The sequence below is a fragment of the Acinetobacter sp. YH12102 genome (assembly GCF_013419125.1).
Classification (GTDB): domain Bacteria; phylum Pseudomonadota; class Gammaproteobacteria; order Pseudomonadales; family Moraxellaceae; genus Acinetobacter; species Acinetobacter pseudolwoffii.
Genome location: NZ_VPAS01000007.1, coordinates 126,289 through 142,445, shown reverse-complemented (window position 1 = coordinate 142,445; position 16,157 = coordinate 126,289). Strand labels below are relative to the sequence as shown.

Annotated in this window: 16 protein-coding genes; 11 read left to right on the top strand and 5 right to left on the bottom strand. The window is 46.9% G+C overall.

Annotated features, from left to right (window positions below):
• Window positions 1-43: 43 nt before the first annotated feature.
• A complete protein-coding gene (locus FTU42_RS08795) occupies window positions 44-271 on the bottom strand; it encodes an accessory factor UbiK family protein (RefSeq protein ID WP_005094487.1) in 228 nt (75 codons plus the stop codon).
• Window positions 272-548: 277 nt separating this feature from the next.
• On the opposite strand from FTU42_RS08795, the gene glnK reads away from it, so the two are divergent.
• The 7 genes from glnK to FTU42_RS08760 all read left to right on the top strand — a co-directional run bounded on the left by glnK (window position 549) and on the right by FTU42_RS08760 (window position 6,684).
• Window positions 549-887 (top strand): P-II family nitrogen regulator, encoded by a 339-nt coding sequence (gene glnK, locus FTU42_RS08790; protein WP_005094485.1) that lies wholly within the window; start codon window positions 549-551, stop codon window positions 885-887.
• Window positions 888-946: 59 nt separating this feature from the next.
• On the top strand, window positions 947-2,362 hold the full coding sequence (locus tag FTU42_RS08785; RefSeq protein WP_005169048.1) for an ammonium transporter: 1,416 nt from the start codon (window positions 947-949) through the stop codon (window positions 2,360-2,362).
• Between the two features lie 140 nt (window positions 2,363-2,502).
• Window positions 2,503-2,967 (top strand): transcriptional regulator NrdR, encoded by a 465-nt coding sequence (gene nrdR / locus FTU42_RS08780; RefSeq protein ID WP_005094481.1) that lies wholly within the window; start codon window positions 2,503-2,505, stop codon window positions 2,965-2,967.
• A 2-nt stretch (window positions 2,968-2,969) separates the two neighbouring features.
• Window positions 2,970-4,058, top strand: coding sequence for a bifunctional diaminohydroxyphosphoribosylaminopyrimidine deaminase/5-amino-6-(5-phosphoribosylamino)uracil reductase RibD (gene ribD, locus FTU42_RS08775; protein WP_005169044.1), 1,089 nt, complete (start codon window positions 2,970-2,972; stop codon window positions 4,056-4,058).
• On the top strand, window positions 4,055-5,347 hold the full coding sequence (locus FTU42_RS08770) for a DNA adenine methylase (RefSeq protein ID WP_005094477.1): 1,293 nt from the start codon (window positions 4,055-4,057) through the stop codon (window positions 5,345-5,347). Before ribD ends, FTU42_RS08770 begins: the two co-directional genes overlap by 4 nt.
• Before the next feature lie 22 nt (window positions 5,348-5,369).
• Window positions 5,370-6,029, top strand: coding sequence for a riboflavin synthase (locus FTU42_RS08765; protein WP_180076065.1), 660 nt, complete (start codon window positions 5,370-5,372; stop codon window positions 6,027-6,029).
• A gap of 109 nt (window positions 6,030-6,138) precedes the next feature.
• Window positions 6,139-6,684, top strand: coding sequence for a VTT domain-containing protein (locus tag FTU42_RS08760; RefSeq protein ID WP_005094471.1), 546 nt, complete (start codon window positions 6,139-6,141; stop codon window positions 6,682-6,684).
• 330 nt (window positions 6,685-7,014) lie between these two features.
• On the opposite strand, the gene FTU42_RS08755 is transcribed toward FTU42_RS08760, so the two are convergent.
• From FTU42_RS08755 to FTU42_RS08745, 3 genes are read right to left on the bottom strand one after another with little or no spacing between them, the layout of a single operon-like run.
• Window positions 7,015-7,644, bottom strand: a complete 630-nt coding sequence (locus FTU42_RS08755) for a hypothetical protein (protein ID WP_159516345.1) — start codon at window positions 7,642-7,644, stop codon at window positions 7,015-7,017.
• 26 nt (window positions 7,645-7,670) lie between these two features.
• Window positions 7,671-8,078, bottom strand: coding sequence for a DNA polymerase III subunit chi (locus tag FTU42_RS08750; RefSeq protein WP_005169032.1), 408 nt, complete (start codon window positions 8,076-8,078; stop codon window positions 7,671-7,673).
• Window positions 8,071-9,519 (bottom strand): leucyl aminopeptidase, encoded by a 1,449-nt coding sequence (locus FTU42_RS08745; RefSeq protein ID WP_005094464.1) that lies wholly within the window; start codon window positions 9,517-9,519, stop codon window positions 8,071-8,073. The genes FTU42_RS08750 and FTU42_RS08745 overlap by 8 nt, the downstream gene beginning before the upstream one ends.
• 156 nt (window positions 9,520-9,675) lie before the next feature.
• Between FTU42_RS08745 and lptF the strand changes: the two genes are divergently transcribed.
• The 4 genes from lptF (at window position 9,676) to FTU42_RS08725 (ending at window position 14,725) form a co-directional block, all read left to right on the top strand.
• Window positions 9,676-10,776, top strand: coding sequence for an LPS export ABC transporter permease LptF (lptF, locus tag FTU42_RS08740; protein ID WP_180083276.1), 1,101 nt, complete (start codon window positions 9,676-9,678; stop codon window positions 10,774-10,776).
• 2 nt (window positions 10,777-10,778) lie between these two features.
• A complete protein-coding gene (gene lptG / locus FTU42_RS08735) occupies window positions 10,779-11,849 on the top strand; it encodes an LPS export ABC transporter permease LptG (protein WP_005094459.1) in 1,071 nt (356 codons plus the stop codon).
• Window positions 11,850-11,973: 124 nt separating this feature from the next.
• The gene (gpmI, locus tag FTU42_RS08730; RefSeq protein ID WP_180083275.1) at window positions 11,974-13,521 is read left to right on the top strand and encodes a 2,3-bisphosphoglycerate-independent phosphoglycerate mutase; all 1,548 of its coding nucleotides are present in this window, start codon (window positions 11,974-11,976) and stop codon (window positions 13,519-13,521) included.
• Between the two features lie 31 nt (window positions 13,522-13,552).
• Window positions 13,553-14,725, top strand: a complete 1,173-nt coding sequence (locus FTU42_RS08725; protein ID WP_180083274.1) for a S41 family peptidase — start codon at window positions 13,553-13,555, stop codon at window positions 14,723-14,725.
• Here FTU42_RS08725 and FTU42_RS08720 read toward each other — a convergent pair whose 3' ends face one another.
• The gene (locus FTU42_RS08720) at window positions 14,726-16,150 is read right to left on the bottom strand and encodes a sigma-54 dependent transcriptional regulator (protein WP_005094453.1); all 1,425 of its coding nucleotides are present in this window, start codon (window positions 16,148-16,150) and stop codon (window positions 14,726-14,728) included.
• Between the last annotated feature and the right edge of the window lie 7 nt (window positions 16,151-16,157).

Genomic DNA, 16,157 nt, shown 5'->3' with positions numbered 1-16,157 from the left:
TTATTTTTATCGGTTTTAGGTCTTTTGTGCACTGTACTTGTGCTTATTTTTTATTCGAAATTTTATCTTCTAAGGCTTCAACCTGTTTCAGCAAATCATTGAGGCGATGATTGGCATTATCGAGGGCAGTACGTTGACGTTCAATTTCTTCTTTGGACACCAGATCCATTTTTGTCACAGCTTCATTTAATAGAGCACGAATATTCTGTTCCAGATCTTTCTTAGGTTGTTCAACTTGCTGCAAAATTGCTTGTAATAGGGTTTCAATCATTGTCTGATCCATCGCCATCGAAAGGAAGCGACAGTTTAGCATTGCTCGAATACAGACCCTAGTATTTCAGACAAAATATAGGCTTAATCGATAAGAGATATTGTAAAAATCCACATAAAAAATGTCGGTTTTTTAAAGATTCAAAACCTTTATAAGTATAAAATAAGGTATAAATAAACCGCATGCCGGGCTTTCTAATTTCCCCCGACCTTAGGAATCTTGGCATGAAATTTGAACGTAAAACCTTACTGGTGAAATAAGCCGAAGGAAAACAAACATGAAGCTCGTAACTGCAATCGTAAAACCTTTTAAATTGGATGATGTTCGTGAAGCATTGTCTGAAATTGGTGTTCAAGGCATCACTGTAACTGAAGTGAAAGGCTTTGGTCGTCAAAAAGGCCATACTGAACTCTATCGTGGTGCTGAATACGTTGTAGATTTCCTGCCGAAAGTCAAAATTGAAATCGCGATTAGCGATGACATGGTTGACTCCGTCATTGAATCTATTACGCGTGTTGCTAGCACTGGAAAAATTGGTGACGGAAAAATTTTCGTGACGAACTTAGAACAAGTCATCCGTATTCGTACAGGTGAAACAGGTGCAGACGCTGTTTAACTTGGCACGAAGTTTGCTGAGTACCTAAGAACTCACAAAAACTTGGTTGGGGGATACGAATGAAAAAAATGCTACTTGCGTTCGGTATGGCCGGCGCACTTTTTGGTGGTTCTGTTGCATGGGCTGAAAATGCTGCAACAGCAACACCACCCGCAGAAGACATTGTGCTTGTTGAAGAAACAGGCGAAACCACACTGAATAATACGGCAGATACTCCAGCAGCAATTGCTGAAGCAGCGCCAGTTGAAACAGCAGTACCTGCAGAAGAAGAAGCAACATTAGATACAGGTGATACTGCTTGGGTTTTAACGTCCACCGCATTAGTTTTACTCATGACCATTCCGGGTCTAGCACTCTTTTATGGCGGTATGGTCCGTAAGAAAAACGTCCTGGCGACCATGGCGCATAGCTTTATTGCTGCTGCAGTCGTCAGCATTGTCTGGGTGATTATCGGTTATACCCTGGCCTTCGGGGAAGGGAATGCCTTCATTGGTAGCTTGGACAAATTTATGTTGGCCGGTATTACCACAGAGGCGCTTTCAGGCACCATTCCTGAAATTCTGTTTGTCATTTTCCAAATGACTTTTGCCATCATTACCGTTGCAATTATTAGTGGTTCGATCGCAGAACGGATGAAATTTGGTGCTTTCGTTGCTTTCATTGCACTTTGGGTGGTGATTGTCTATGCGCCGATTACTCACTGGGTCTGGGGCGGCGGCTGGTTGGGTAATGACGGTGCGCTCGATTTTGCTGGTGGTACAGTGGTTCACATCAACTCGGGTGTTGCCGGTCTGGTAGCAGCGTATATGCTGGGCAAACGTATGGGCCTGGGCCGTGAATCGATGGCGCCACACAACTTGACCCTTACTGTGGTGGGTGCATCTTTACTTTGGGTGGGCTGGTTCGGTTTCAACGGTGGTTCTGCCTTGGGTGCGAACGGCTCTGCAGGTTATGCGCTGGTGGTGACTCAGGTGGCAGCGGCAGCGGCAGCGCTCTCTTGGCTGATTACTGAAAAACTGGCACGTGGCAAAGCATCTGTATTAGGCGGCGTATCGGGTGCAGTTGCTGGTCTGGTGGTGATTACGCCAGCCGCAGGTTTTGTGACTGTCGGTGGTGCATTGGCGATGGGTCTGATCGGTGGTGTGGTGTGTTTCTGGGGGATTACTGCGCTGAAACGTGCCTTGAAAGCCGATGATTCTTTAGATGCGTTTGGCCTACATGGTGTAGGTGGTGTGGTCGGTGCAATTTTGACCGCTTTTTTTGCCAGCGAATTCATTATGGGGGATGCTGCGCCAGCCAACATGATGAGCCAGCTTTGGGTTCAAGTTGAAGGTGTACTTGCGACCATCGCTTACTCTGCCATCATGACCTTCATCATCCTGAAAGTGATTGACTTGATCATTGGTATCCGTGTCGCATCTGATGATGAGCGCATGGGTCTGGATTTGAGCCAGCATGGTGAACGTGTCGAATAATAATAAACACACAATAATCAATATATAGTGCAAAACAGCCCAAATGGGCTGTTTTTTTTCTATATGTTGCGTAAGACTCTACAAAGTTTGCAATTTTTGCTACACTCGGAATCCATCTGGATTTGTTCAATTAAACCGCTATGCATTGCCCATTTTGCAATACTGCCGACAGTAAAGTGATTGATTCACGCCTGGCAGCTGAAGGCTGTCAGATTCGTCGTCGCCGTGAATGTGTCAGTTGTAATGAACGTTTTACGACTTTTGAAAGTTATGAAGTGGTGATGCCGCGCGTGATTAAATCGGATGGCAAGAATGAACCCTTTGATGAAGCCAAATTACGTCGTTCCCTGATGCATGCCTTGCAGAAACGTCCGGTAACCCAAGAGCAGATTGAAACAGTTTTGAGCGATATCCAGTTACAGATTCGCCGTTTGGGTGAGCGTGATGTGAAATCGCGTACCATCGGTGAAATTGTCATGCAGTCTTTATTCGCACTCGATCACGTGGCCTATGTGCGTTTCGCTTCGGTTTATCAGGATTTCCAGGATGTTGAAGCTTTTCGTCATCAAATTGAACAGATGCAACAGCGAGAATCACAAGAATAAGCATGTCTGAACTGAATCAAGATCAAGTCTGGATGCGCCGCGCAATTCAGCTTGCCCAGCAAGGTCAATACTCGACCAAGCCCAATCCGAATGTCGGCTGTGTCATTGTCAAAGATGGCGTCATTATCGGTGAGGGTTTTCATCCTCAAGCAGGGCAGCCGCATGCTGAAGTATTCGCGCTGCGTCAGGCTAGTGAGCAGGCACGTGGTGCAACCGCGTATGTCACTTTGGAGCCGTGTGCGCATTATGGGCGAACGCCGCCATGTGCCAAGGGTCTGGTTGAAGCTGGTGTGGCTAAAGTGGTCGTGGCCTGTCCTGATCCAAATCCGCTGGTGGCGGGCAAGGGTGTACAGATTTTAAAAGATGCCGGTATCGATGTTGAAGTCGGGATTGGTCAGGAACAAGCGCATCAGCTGAATCAAGGTTTCCTGAAAGCCATGGCGACCGGCATGCCGTATGTGCGTCTTAAAATTGCATCCAGTCTGGATGGCCGTACGGCGATGGCATCCGGTGAATCGAAATGGATTACCGGAGCCGAGGCGCGTCAGGACGTGCAGTATTGGCGGGCCATTTCCGGTGCAGTCATCACTGGGATTGAAACAGTTCTGGCCGATGACTGTCAGCTGAATGTGCGGCAACTCGATGGCATTGAAGATATTGAAACAGTAGTACAGCCCAAGCGTATCATTTTGGATCGTCAGGGGCGTTTGCCATTAACGGCGAAAATTCTAGCGCAAGCCGACACCGTGTTGGTGATGGGACCTTTTCGGCAAGAGCTGGCCGATCTGGGTGTGTTACAATTGCCGGTACAGCCTTTAAAACAATTATTGTCCCAGCTGGCTGAGCAGCATCAGATTTATGATGTCTTGGTGGAAGCAGGGGCGACCTTATCTACGGCATTTTTACAAGAACAATTGGTTGATGAACTGATCAGTTACGTTGCACCGACCTTATTGGGTCAGTCTGCACGTACTATGTTTAATGCAGAATTCAGCCTTATGGCAGAACAACTCCGATTTAAGCTGCGCGATGTGACCCGCTTGGGTGATGACGTGCGCTTCAGGTTAATTCCTTTTCAAGAGACACTATGAGTTCAGAGTCTACGGTTTATCATAAACGTCGCCATGCGGCACGTACCACCGATGAATATCTTTTCCATCAGCTGGTTCCTTATCTGGGCAACAAACGCCGTTTATTACATTTGATTCTGGAAGCACTTGAAATTACAGGAACTCTGAAGCGTGAAGATGGCCGTGCGCCGATTTTTGCTGATTTTTTTGCTGGTTCTGGTGTGGTATCACGCTTAGCCCGTCAAAATGGTTATCGCGTGATTGCCAATGACTGGGAACCCTATAGCCATGCATTGAATCATGCGGTGCTGGCCTGTACTGAAGCACCGGCGTTTAAAGAATTGGGTGGCTATCAGAAAGCCATTGATTATCTGAACCGTCTGCCGGAAGTGAAAGGCTGGGTCACGCATAACCTGTGTCCGCGCAATGATGAAATTTATGATCCCGCCCGTGACCGTTTGTTCTTTAAACGTCGTAACGGCATGCGTATTGATGCGATTCGTCAGCAGATTGCAGCTTGGCAGGCCCAAGGTGCCATTGACGATGTAGAGATGTCTGCCTTGCTGGCACCATTACTGTATTCAGCCAGTTTTGTCAGCAATACCTCGGGCGTTTTCAAGAGTTTCCACCACGGCTGGGGCGGAAAAACCCAAACGGCGCTGGAACGGATTGAATCTTTACTGTGGCTGACCCCAAGCCGCTTTTGCGAGTCGGATCAGAAGAAAGGTATGGCTGCCGAAATGTGGTGTGTCGATGCCCAGCATCTGGCCAATCAGATGAGCGGTTTTGAAGTAGATGTGGCTTATCTGGATCCACCGTATAATCAGCATGCCTATAGCAGTAATTACCATGTCCTGAATGCTTTGACCTTATGGGATCAGGCCGATTTACCGACGCCAGATACCAAGGGCTTCAAGAGCGGGATTGACCGGGCATGGCGCAAAGAGCGTCCGAGCCAGTACAACTCTTCCAAATATGCCAAAGAAGCCTATGAAAACTTGTTGGCGACCATCAATGCGCGTTTCATTCTGACCAGTTATTCAACGGATGGTAATATCAGCGCCACTGATTTATTGCAGGCCAACCTGAAACGTGGCCGGGTGACCTTGCTGACTCAGGATGTACCACGTTATCGGGTCAGCAAACAGCGCCAATCTGAACGTGCACGCGTACTGGAATTTATTGTGATTACCGATACCCATGCCAGGTCAGGTCCACCGATCCGTCAACTCCTCAGCCAGTTGCATCATTATGCAGAATTGGGCGGTGTGGATACCACCGGTGTCAGTACCCAGTTGGCACTCTGGTAAAAGAATAGAAAAGGAAATAAAAATGTTTACAGGTATTATCGAAAGCCTTGGCAAAGTAGACAGTCTGCAAAGTGTGGGTGGTGATGTACGTTTACGTATCCAGACTGACCTGGACATGTCGGATGTACATCTGGGTGATTCTATTGCTACAAATGGCATCTGCCTGACAGTCATAGACTGGGGCGAAAACTGGTATGCAGCTGATGTGTCCCGTGAAAGTCTGAACCGGACGACACTGGGCAACTGGAAAGCCGGTCAACCTGTTAACGTCGAAAAAGCCATGTTGCCGACCACGCGTTTTGGCGGCCATATTGTTTCAGGTCATGTCGATGCAGTCGGCGAGATCACTTTGGTGCGTGCAGATGCACGCTCGATTTATTATGAAGTCACTGCACCGGCTGAAATTGCCAGATATCTGGCAGAAAAAGGTTCGGTCACAGTCGATGGTATTAGCCTGACCATTAATCACTTGCGTGGCTGTGTGATTAGTCTGAACTTGATTCCGCATACGGCTGAACGTACCAATATCGGTACCTGGAAAGTGGGTAGCAAGGTCAATCTGGAAGTGGATGTGTTGGCACGTTATATCGAGCGTTTATTGCTCGGTGATAAAGCCGCAGATACCACTGAACAGTCTAAGATCAGCATGGATTTTCTGGCTGAAAATGGCTTTTTAAAATAAGCGGAATGCTTAAATACTGAACAGTCTGATTGAAAAATTAGACTGTTTTTTTATTTTTCGGGATAATCAGCAATTCAATTTGCAAATATTGCCTTGGTGGACGGGTCGAATGCTCGATTTTTTACTCAACTTGGAACAGTCATTACCGCTATTGCTTGATCAATATGGGGTATGGATCTACGCGATCCTGTTTCTGGTGATTTTTGCGGAAACCGGCTCAGTATTTTTCTTTTTTCTGCCCGGTGACAGTTTATTGCTGGCTGTAGGAGCTTTATGTGCCAGCAGCGATATATTGACCCTGCATTCGATGGGATTACTGCTCTTTACTGCATCGGTACTCGGCTACACCGTGAATTATTACACTGGAAAAGTGCTGGGTCTAAAATATTTTAATCGGCATTCACGCTATTTCAAGCCAGAATATATGGTGAAAACCAATCACTATTTTATGAAACATGGCGGTAAAACCATTCTGATTGCGCGTTTTATTCCTTTTGTTCGTTCATTTGGCCCTTTTGCTGCCGGTTCAGCCCATATGAGTTTTGCCACATTCAGCTTTTATAATATTACGGGTGGTATTCTCTGGATTGGTACTTTATTAAGTATTGGCTATTTGCTTGGAAATGCTGCCTTTATGCTGGCCGATGTGCTCTAAAAGATCAAATTAAAAATCCGAATCAGCCGGATGCCAGTTAGTTAAGCAATTGACTGGCATTTTCTTTTTTAAATTCATAATTATATTTGATGGATGGAAAGGTCATCCGCAACTGTCTGAGGCATGCGGTGAATTGCACCGCAAGATGTCCTCCTTGCGAAGCTCCGCTTCTCATTTGGGCAAAACCAAATTAACCAATAATTTACAGATGTTTGATGTAAAACCTTAAGGCTCCATCGTGAATAGCTAAACAGTTAAAGCATCTATTTCTAAACTCCTTAACTGATCAGCATTACCGAATGAGCGGGCTTTTTATATGAGTTGGAATTTTTAATCAGGTCTCACTTGCCCGGAAAATTCTGAATTTTTCAGTATGTAGTCGATTTCTTCTTGGGCCGCCACACGCATTTGTTCTCTTAGTGCATTGATGGTCTGTTCAATCACCGTTTCTGCCTCAAGTTCCAGACGCAAACGCACACTCTCTAATTCGGATAAAATGGTGTGGTCTTGAATCTGGATACGACCTTGGGCAAAGTCAAAACTATGCTCAGGATTTTTCTGATAACGGGCAACATAGTGCTGCATTTCTGTCTCTAGACTGAGGTTTATGTCAGCGAGGGCTTGGGTCTGCTCAGCAAATTTACGCTGTTCATCCTGATATAGCTGTGCAATCGCAGCCTGCTCTGCGGCACGTTTATCGGCCAGAGCCTGTTCGAGTGCCAGCTGTCTGCGAATACGTGCAGCCTCAATCAATTCAGCCTTGCGCTGCGCATAGGCTTCTTCAATCTTGCGTTCAGATTCCTGCTGTAAGCGCTGATCACGAATCTGCCATTCTTCTAAAGAGGTTTCAGGCTTTAAAATGTCACAGATCCGAGAGAGGTCATCGATAAAGGTCTGACGTACAGCTTCCGGCACATTTAACCAGCGCTGTTTAAAATCTGGACCTACATTTAATGCCACATGCCTCTCCTTGTGGGTGATATCGGTTAAAGCTTATGGGTGTTGGGCTCAATACCTAAACGACGATATTGTTTGAATTTTTCACGACCCAGCTGTTTAGCCGTTTCATGGTTTTCAATGATCTCAATAATGTGACTAAATTTTGCGTAAGGTTCAAGTGCTTCCGGATTAAAATTGAAAATAATCCAGTCGGACTGTTCAGGCAATGTTGCCGAAATACACACGCTCGCCTCAGGCTGATCAATGCCATGCGGAATGAAACTCGCGGGATCAAAGCTCCACAGGCGTTCATCCAGCTGCTGCTGCAAGGCTGCATCGGCACATAGTAACCAGATCCGCGCCGGCTGGCGCAGAATCTTGCGGCATAAACGACAAGCACTTTCGACTTGTCGTTCAGGACTTTTTTCAAATAAATAAAAGCTGACCTTAGCCATTCGTTTGAACGCGGTTGGCCAGGAACTGCATTAATAATGGCACTGGACGCCCGGTTGCCCCCTTATTTGCGCCTGAGTTCCATGCTGTACCTGCAACATCCAGATGTGCCCAGCGATATTCACGGGTAAAACGCTGCAAGAAGCAGGCTGCAGTGACAGAACCGGCTTTTGGGCCACCGATATTGCCAATATCGGCAAATGGTGAATCGAGTTGTTCCTGATAGTCATCTATGACCGGCATACGCCATACCCGGTCAAATGAATGCTGGCCGGCAGTTTCCAGTTCTGCTGCCAATTTATCATCTGGTGTGAACAGACCTGTCAGCACGGAACCCAAAGCCACCACACATGCACCGGTCAAGGTCGCAATATCAATCACCAGAGCAGGGTTGAAACGTTTCACATAGGTCAGGGTGTCACATAACACCAGACGACCTTCGGCATCGGTATTCAGGATTTCAACCGTTTGACCGCTCATCGTCGTGACGATGTCACCCGGACGAGTGGCTTTACCAGAAGGCATATTTTCTGCTGCGGCAATGGTTCCTACCACATGCAGAGCTAAGCGGGACTCACACAATGCACGCATGGTACCCAGTACAGAGGCTGCACCGCACATGTCGTATTTCATTTCATCCATACCTGCGCCAGGTTTGAGTGAAATACCACCGGTATCAAAGGTAATGCCTTTACCGACCAGTACCACTGGCGCTTCACTACGCTCTGATTGATATTCAATGCTGATAATACGACCCGGACGCTCTGAACCCTGGCTGACTGCAAGGAAGGCACCCATGCCTAAATCTGCCATCTGTTGTTCATCCAGTACCGTGACTTTCAGTAAATCCGGATATTCAGCAGCCAAGGCGATGGCCTGATCTGCCAGATATTCCGGGAAACAGATATTGCCCGGACGGTTGCCCAGATCACGTGCCAGGTTTTGCCCGCTCTGTACTGCTTGAACCAGTTGCAGCTGTTCTGTCGTTAAAACGCTATGCGTGGCAATCAGGTCGATCTGTTCAAGTACAAATTCATTCTTTTTCGACTTATATTCATCATAACCATAGCTGGCTTGAGTCAAAGCCAGAGCAAACAGATAATGCAATTCTTGTGGAAGTTGTGTCAGGTCTACAGAAATCTGTTTGAATTTTTTTTGAGTGGCCTGAATAATAGTCTGGGCAATTTTTGCGAGTTTTGCTGGTTGCAATTCAGCGACTTTGCCTAAACCGATCAGTGCTGCATGGCTGGACTGGCTGACTTGGCCAATCAGGCTCAGACTTTCAGCCAAAGCCGCTTTGAACTGAGATGCTTCAATTAATCGGTCTAAATTGTTGATTTGATAGGTTGAGGTGGTATTTTGAAGTTGTTCTGAGTCAACTAAAATCAACAAAGATTGACTTGATCCATTCTCTGGGAATGACGTATTAATTGTAAGTTTCATATTCTGTTTTCACGCCTGTCTAGATTTGTAAATCATTCAGTCATTGAACCATTTATCTGAATAGAGTTTCAATGGGTAGGGCCGTCTAGGTTTTATATTTTTGCTATTCGGGTAAACTAGCACTCGTTTTATAGACCTTATTTTGGAAGAATTAATTTGATTATTCGGCGTTATCTGGTCAAGCAAGTTGTCTCGACATCTTTGGTGGTGATTGCCTTATTGACCTTGATCATGATGGGTGGCCGACTGATCAAGTATTTTGGTGTCGCAGCGCAAGGCCGTCTGGATGCAGGCATTTTATTTAGCATCATTGGCTACCGTCTGCCTGAGTTTTTAACCTTGATTCTTCCGCTCGGTTTCTTTATTGGCCTGATGCTGGTATTTGGCCGTTTATATGTCGACCATGAAATGGCGGTGATGAATGGCAGTGGTGTCAGCCGGCATCAATTGGCGCGCCTTCTGGTGCCGATGACCTTGGTGTTTCTCATTGCCCAAGCCGGCTTGATGCTCTGGGCAGCGCCATGGGGAATCCGCCAGTTTGAAGCGCTGACCACCAGTCAGGCGGTACGCACCGGCTTTGATCTGGTACGACCCAAAGAATTTATTTCCTCTGGCCCCTATACCATTTATGCCGGTGATCTGTCTGAAGACCGCAAGAACTTAAAAGATATTTTCTTCTATCAGCGGGCAGAAAAACCCGGTAAACCGGATGTGATGATTCTGGCCCAAGAAGCCACCCGCATCGAGGTGCCAAATGATGCGGCCAATGTGGTCGATCTGGTTCAAGGTCGCCGTTATGAAATTTATCCGGGCACTCCGCAATATACCCAGGCTGAATTTGCAAGCTATCGTCTGCGTTTAGAAAATGATGAGGAAGCACAGTTTGCCAGTGCTGAAGTTGAAGCCCTGCCAACCTCGCACTTGTGGCAGAACCGTCAGGATCCTGTGGTGGCCAGTGAATTAGGCTGGCGGGTATTTGTACCATTTGCGATTCTGATTGCTTTGATTCTGGCCGTGGCCTTGTCTGAAGTGAGTCCGCGCCAAGGTCGTTATCTCAAGTTATTTCCGGCGCTCATGATCTTTGCCAGTCTGATTGTGGCGTTAATGGCCGTGAAAACCCGGATCAGTAAAGAGGAAATGGGGATCTGGGCTTATCCATTGATCCTGATTGCTTATGCGATTGCGGGTGCCTTGTTCTCACGTAAACAGAATTTGGCCCCGAAAATCAAGAAACAGATTCAGCGAGTGAGGTCTTAATAATGTTGGCACGTCGTATAGTTGCAAAACATGTGACCCAAACCACTGCGCTGGCGATGCTGGGTGCAACCGCTGTGTTGGCGGGTTTACAGGTGTTATTTACTTATCTGGGTGAGCTGGGTTCACTAAAAGAAGGTTATGGCGCCTGGGATGCCTTGAAATATGTGCTCTGGGGTGCTCCGAATTATCTTTATGAAATTCTGCCGATCTCGGCGCTGATCGGTGCGGTTTTAGGTTTGGGCACATTAGCCTCAAATAGTGAACTGATTGTGATGCGCTCGATCGGGATCAGTCTGTGGCGGATTGTTGGCTGGGTGATCCGTTCAGCATTACTGCTGGTGGTCTTGTCATTTGCCTTAAGCGAGTGGGTGATTCCCTATACCAATGAACAGGCCAAGAGCGTAAAAAGTTCGAGTAAAGCCGCGCAACTGGGCGAAGTGCGGGGTTACTGGACACGGGAAGGGCAGCGCTTTATTTATATTGATTATGCCAATTCGCAAGGTCAGCTGAAAAATGTGCAGATGCTGGATTTTGATGAAAATTATCGCTTACGCGGCACCTTGCAAGCGGATCAGGGTGAATTCGTCACAGATGGCTCCTGGACATTAAGCAATACCGAGCAGTTCGATATTCTGCAAAATGGTAGTGCTACCCTGATCAAGCAGGAACAGCAACCTTTGGCACTGGCATTACAGCCAAAATATGTGCATATGGTCACCATCGATCCTGAAGACTTGTCACCGAGCCAACTGATCAGTTTCACAAGTTATATGCATGAATATAGTCAGGTGCCAAAAACCTATCAACTGGCTTTCTGGCAGAAACTCGGTTCTCCTTTTGCCCTGATTGCACTGGTGGTGATTGCCTGTTCATTTATTTTCGGGCCGCTGCGTCAGCAATCCATGGGTTTTCGTCTGGTGATTGCCTTATTTGCCGGTCTGGGCTTTTTCTATCTACAGGATTTCCTCGGCTATGCCAGTCTGGTCTATGCGCCATCTCCGGCATGGTTTGTCTTTATTCCAATTCTGATCATGTTCGGTATTGGGGGTTACCTGCTGCATCGGGCACGCTAAGACCCAGGAAAATAGAACAAATCAATCGCGATGAGCGGCTTAAACCATACTCTGGTCATGGCCTCTTTTTGCAAACTTCGCTAAAATAGAGCGATTAATTCGTAGACGAACAGAGTATTTCATTATGACGGATGCAACTGCTGGCAAAATCCCTCACGTTTTGGTGATTATGGATGGTGTGGGTCATCGCGAAGCGGTCGAAGACAACGCGTTTTTAGCAGCTAAACGACCAAATTTAACTGCAATGCAGGACAAGCATCCGCATGGTTTGATCTCGGGTTCAGGCGAAGATGTTGGTCTGCCAGATGGCCAGATGGGGAACTCGGAAGTCGGACATATGAACCTCGGTGCAGGTCGTGTGCTGTATCAGGATTTTACCCGGATTACCAAAGACATTCGTACCGGTGATTTCTTCAATCATGAAGTACTCGTCGATGCGGTGGAGAAAGCCAAAGCTTCAGGTGGTGCAGTGCATTTGCTCGGCCTTTTATCTCAAGGCGGTGTGCATTCGCATGAAGACCATATTGTTGCGATGGCTGAACTGGCACTCAAACGTGGTGTCAAAGTTTATTTGCATGCTTTCCTGGATGGTCGTGATACGCCGCCACGAAGTGCCCAACCGTCATTGGAAAAACTGGATGCGCTGTTTGCACAATATCCGGGTCAGGGTCGTATTGCCAGCATGATTGGTCGTTACTTCGCGATGGATCGTGACAACCGTTGGGATCGCGTCGAACAGGCCTATCGTTTATTGACTGAAGGCGAAGCGGCCCGTACAGCTGCCACCGCAGTTCAAGGTCTGGAACAGGCTTATGCCGCAGATGAGTCGGATGAGTTTGTCAAAGCCACCCGCATTGGTGAGCTGGCAAAAATTCAGGATGGTGATAGCGTGGTCTTCATGAACTTCCGTGCTGACCGTGCCCGTGAAATTACCAAAGCCTTTGTTGAAAAGGACTTTGCTGGATTTGCACGTAAAGTGGTGCCAAACTTAGCCAAGTTTGTGATGTTGACGCGTTACCAAGCAACGATTGATGCGCCTGTGGCCTATATGCCAGAAGCGTTGGTCAACTCGATTGGTGAATACCTGTCAAATCTGAGTAAAACCCAATTGCGTATTGCTGAAACTGAAAAATATGCACACGTGACGTTCTTCTTTAGTGGCGGTCGTGAAGATGAATATCCGGGTGAAAAACGTATCCTGATTCCATCACCAAATGTAGCAACTTATGACCTCAAACCGGAAATGAGTGCTTATGAAGTGACTGATGAGCTGGTCGCTGCGATCAATTCAGGCGAATTTGACCTGCTGGTGGTGAACTATGCCAATGGTGATATGGTCGGTCATACCGGTGTTTTTGATGCCGCAGTGAAAGCGGTCGAAGCGGTCGATACCTGCTTAGGCCGGGTTTATGAGGCGGTGATGGCGCAAAAAGGTCATATGCTTATCACTGCCGATCATGGTAATGTAGAGCAGATGCAGGACTATCACAGTGGTCAGGTGCATACTCAACATACCACTGAATTGGTTCCATTTATTTATGTAGGTCCAACTCAGGCCACGATCGCAGAAGGTGGCGTATTGGCAGATGTCGCACCGACCTTATTAAGTCTGATGCAAGTTCCAGTCCCTGCGGAAATGCAAGGTCGCAACCTGATTGAACTGAATCAATAATTTTCGATAAGATCTAAAAGAAAGGTAAAAAATGGCAAGAACACATTGGAAGTCTGTCGTCATACCATGCTTACTGATGTGTTTGAGTCATTCGGCCTGGGGTGCGGGCTCAAAAGAGCCGGCATTCGATGATATGGAAATGGATGGTCAGGTTTATACTGAAATTCCTGTGGCATCCATTCAAGAATTTGTACAAATTTACGGCATCGTCAAAGACAATTATATTCAAGACAAAAATGACGACGCCTTGTTCCAACAGGCAATCCAAGGGCTGGTCAGTGGCTTAGACCGCTATTCGCGTTATTTGTCTCCTGAAGATTATAAGCAGCTACGTGAATATACTGAAGGTGATCTGGCCAGCATTGATTTCGATCTGCAATTTAACTCGCAGATGAAGCAATGGATGGTGCAGGGATTGAGCGCCGATGCCGACTCTGCCAAGCAGGGACTGCGTAATGGTGTCACGGTCTATAAAATTGATGATCAGGTGCTGAGTAGCCTGAATCAGGAACAGGTGCGACAGCTATTGAGCGGGGCGGTCGGCTCTACGCTGAGCATACAGCTTTCCCCACAAAGTCCGGTGGTTCGTCTGGTAAGGAATACCAAGCTCGATACTGAAATTAAATCCAGTCTGCACAATAATCAGGTACTGGTATTGCAGGTCAAAGTTTTCCAGCAAGATACAGCCAATGAAATCAAGCGCCTGATTGAAAGCTATTCTGACAGACGCTTAAAAGCGGTGATGTTTGATCTACGCAATAACCCGGGTGGCTTACTTTCTGCCGCAGTAGAATCGGCCGATTTATTTTTGAATCAGGGTGTGATTGTCTCGACCCAAAGCCGTTCGGAAGGCAATCAGCAATTTCAGGCGCTGCCAAGTTTTGAATTTCAGAATCTGAAAGTGGGCGTTCTGATTAATAACCGTTCAGCTTCGGCAGCTGAAGTCTTTACGGCAGCATTGAAAGAACATAGCCGGGCTTGGGTGGTCGGTGAGCAAAGCTATGGCAAAGGTGTGGTACAAAAGCTATTTCCACTGAGTAATGGTTCTGCTTTACAAATGACAGTGGCACAATACTTCAGTCCGAGTGGTCAGATGATTGAAGGGCGGGGCGTGCAGCCACATTTCAGTTATCCGTTTAAGCAGGAAATGCGTGAGGAGAGCTATCTGGAACACGTCACAGACCTGCTACTCCTGCAAAAATAATTATTCGTCTTCCTCAGTATCCAGTCCGAACTTTTTCAAACGATAACGTAGGGAGCGGAATGACATACCGAGCTTTTTCGCGGCCAGTGTGCGGTTCCAGTGCGTTAGATTCAGCGCATTGAGTAGGACTTCTTTTTCAATCTTTTCTAAATATAGCTCTAGGCCTTCTTCTGGGAGCTTTCTCGGGGCAATCAGGGTGTCAGTCGCAATGATCTCGCTCGTGAGCGTATTCATCTCCTGAGCGCTGTTAAGAGCCTGACGTAACGGTGCACTTTGCAGGTGCTGAAGATCAATCCGTTCTTCATCACTCAAGGTAATTGCACGTTCCATAATATTACGCAATTCACGAACATTACCCGGATAATATTGTTCCAATAAAAATTCTTTACTGCGTTCTGTCAGTTTTTTATTGGCAATGCCCCATTCCTGGCAAATCTTCTGAATAAAATGTTCGGCGAGTAAGAGAATATCCTGACTCCGTTCACGCAGCGGCGGTAAAGTCAGATCCATCACATGAATACGGAAATATAAATCCTGACGGAATTTGCCTTGTTGTACCAAGGCTTCCAGATCCTGATGAGTGGCACTGATGACGCGGAAATCCACATCAATTTCAGTATCTGAACCGAGTGGACGAATACGTTTTTCCTGTACGGCACGTAACAGTTTGACCTGCATGGAAAGTGGCAGTTCTGCAATTTCATCCAGAAACAGGCTGCCACCATGTGCCGATTGAATCAGCCCCTGTTTGTCCTGAGCGGCGCCAGTAAAGCTGCCTTTCTTATGCCCAAACAGTTCGCTTTCCATCAGTTCGGTGGGAATCGCGCCACAGTTAATTGCAATAAAAGGGCCTTCATTACGGTTGCTCAGGCGATGGACCAGATTGGCCACCACTTCCTTGCCAGTTCCCGATTCGCCAGTAATAAAAACCGGTGCCTGTGAGCGGGCAATTTTTTGTAAGGTAATACGTAAGTGCTGAATCGGTATCGATTGCCCAATCAGCATTTTATGTTCTAAAGCATCATTTGGATTATTATGGGAATAATCCACCGGTTTATTCAGCGCTTTTTGTAGCAGCTGTTCCAGATGTTTCTGATTGATCGGTTTGCTGACAAAGTCAAAGGCACCGGCCTTGAGTGCAGCAATCGCGATTTCCATGTTGCCATAGGCAGTCAGAACTGCGACCGGAAGTGCAGGATAGAGATGACCAATCCACTCCAGTAACTCCAAACCATTGCCATCGGGCAGGTTCAGGTCAGTTAAACAGGCATCATATTGATGATCTGCAAGACATTTTTTAGCATCTTGCAGACAATGTGCGATGTGCGTACGAATCCCCATCCGCAGCAACGACATTTGCATGAGGGTGCATAAATCTTCTTCATCATCCACCAAGAGCACCAGTGGCTGTTGTTCCACACTCATTTCCCTT

Bases quoted from the DNA above. Each gene is read 5' to 3' on its own strand.
- gpmI (WP_180083275.1), top strand. From the start codon at position 11,974: ATGACGGATGCAACTGCTGGCAAAATCCCTCACGTTTTGGTGATTATG.
- nrdR (WP_005094481.1), top strand. From the start codon at position 2,503: ATGCATTGCCCATTTTGCAATACTGCCGACAGTAAAGTGATTGATTCA.
- glnK (WP_005094485.1), top strand. From the start codon at position 549: ATGAAGCTCGTAACTGCAATCGTAAAACCTTTTAAATTGGATGATGTT.
- ribD (WP_005169044.1), top strand. From the start codon at position 2,970: ATGTCTGAACTGAATCAAGATCAAGTCTGGATGCGCCGCGCAATTCAG.
- lptG (WP_005094459.1), top strand. From the start codon at position 10,779: ATGTTGGCACGTCGTATAGTTGCAAAACATGTGACCCAAACCACTGCG.
- FTU42_RS08750 (WP_005169032.1), bottom strand. From the start codon at position 8,078: ATGGCTAAGGTCAGCTTTTATTTATTTGAAAAAAGTCCTGAACGACAA.
- FTU42_RS08745 (WP_005094464.1), bottom strand. From the start codon at position 9,519: ATGAAACTTACAATTAATACGTCATTCCCAGAGAATGGATCAAGTCAA.
- FTU42_RS08795 (WP_005094487.1), bottom strand. From the start codon at position 271: ATGATTGAAACCCTATTACAAGCAATTTTGCAGCAAGTTGAACAACCT.
- FTU42_RS08760 (WP_005094471.1), top strand. From the start codon at position 6,139: ATGCTCGATTTTTTACTCAACTTGGAACAGTCATTACCGCTATTGCTT.
- FTU42_RS08765 (WP_180076065.1), top strand. From the start codon at position 5,370: ATGTTTACAGGTATTATCGAAAGCCTTGGCAAAGTAGACAGTCTGCAA.
- FTU42_RS08725 (WP_180083274.1), top strand. From the start codon at position 13,553: ATGGCAAGAACACATTGGAAGTCTGTCGTCATACCATGCTTACTGATG.
- FTU42_RS08785 (WP_005169048.1), top strand. From the start codon at position 947: ATGAAAAAAATGCTACTTGCGTTCGGTATGGCCGGCGCACTTTTTGGT.
- FTU42_RS08770 (WP_005094477.1), top strand. From the start codon at position 4,055: ATGAGTTCAGAGTCTACGGTTTATCATAAACGTCGCCATGCGGCACGT.
- FTU42_RS08720 (WP_005094453.1), bottom strand. From the start codon at position 16,150: ATGAGTGTGGAACAACAGCCACTGGTGCTCTTGGTGGATGATGAAGAA.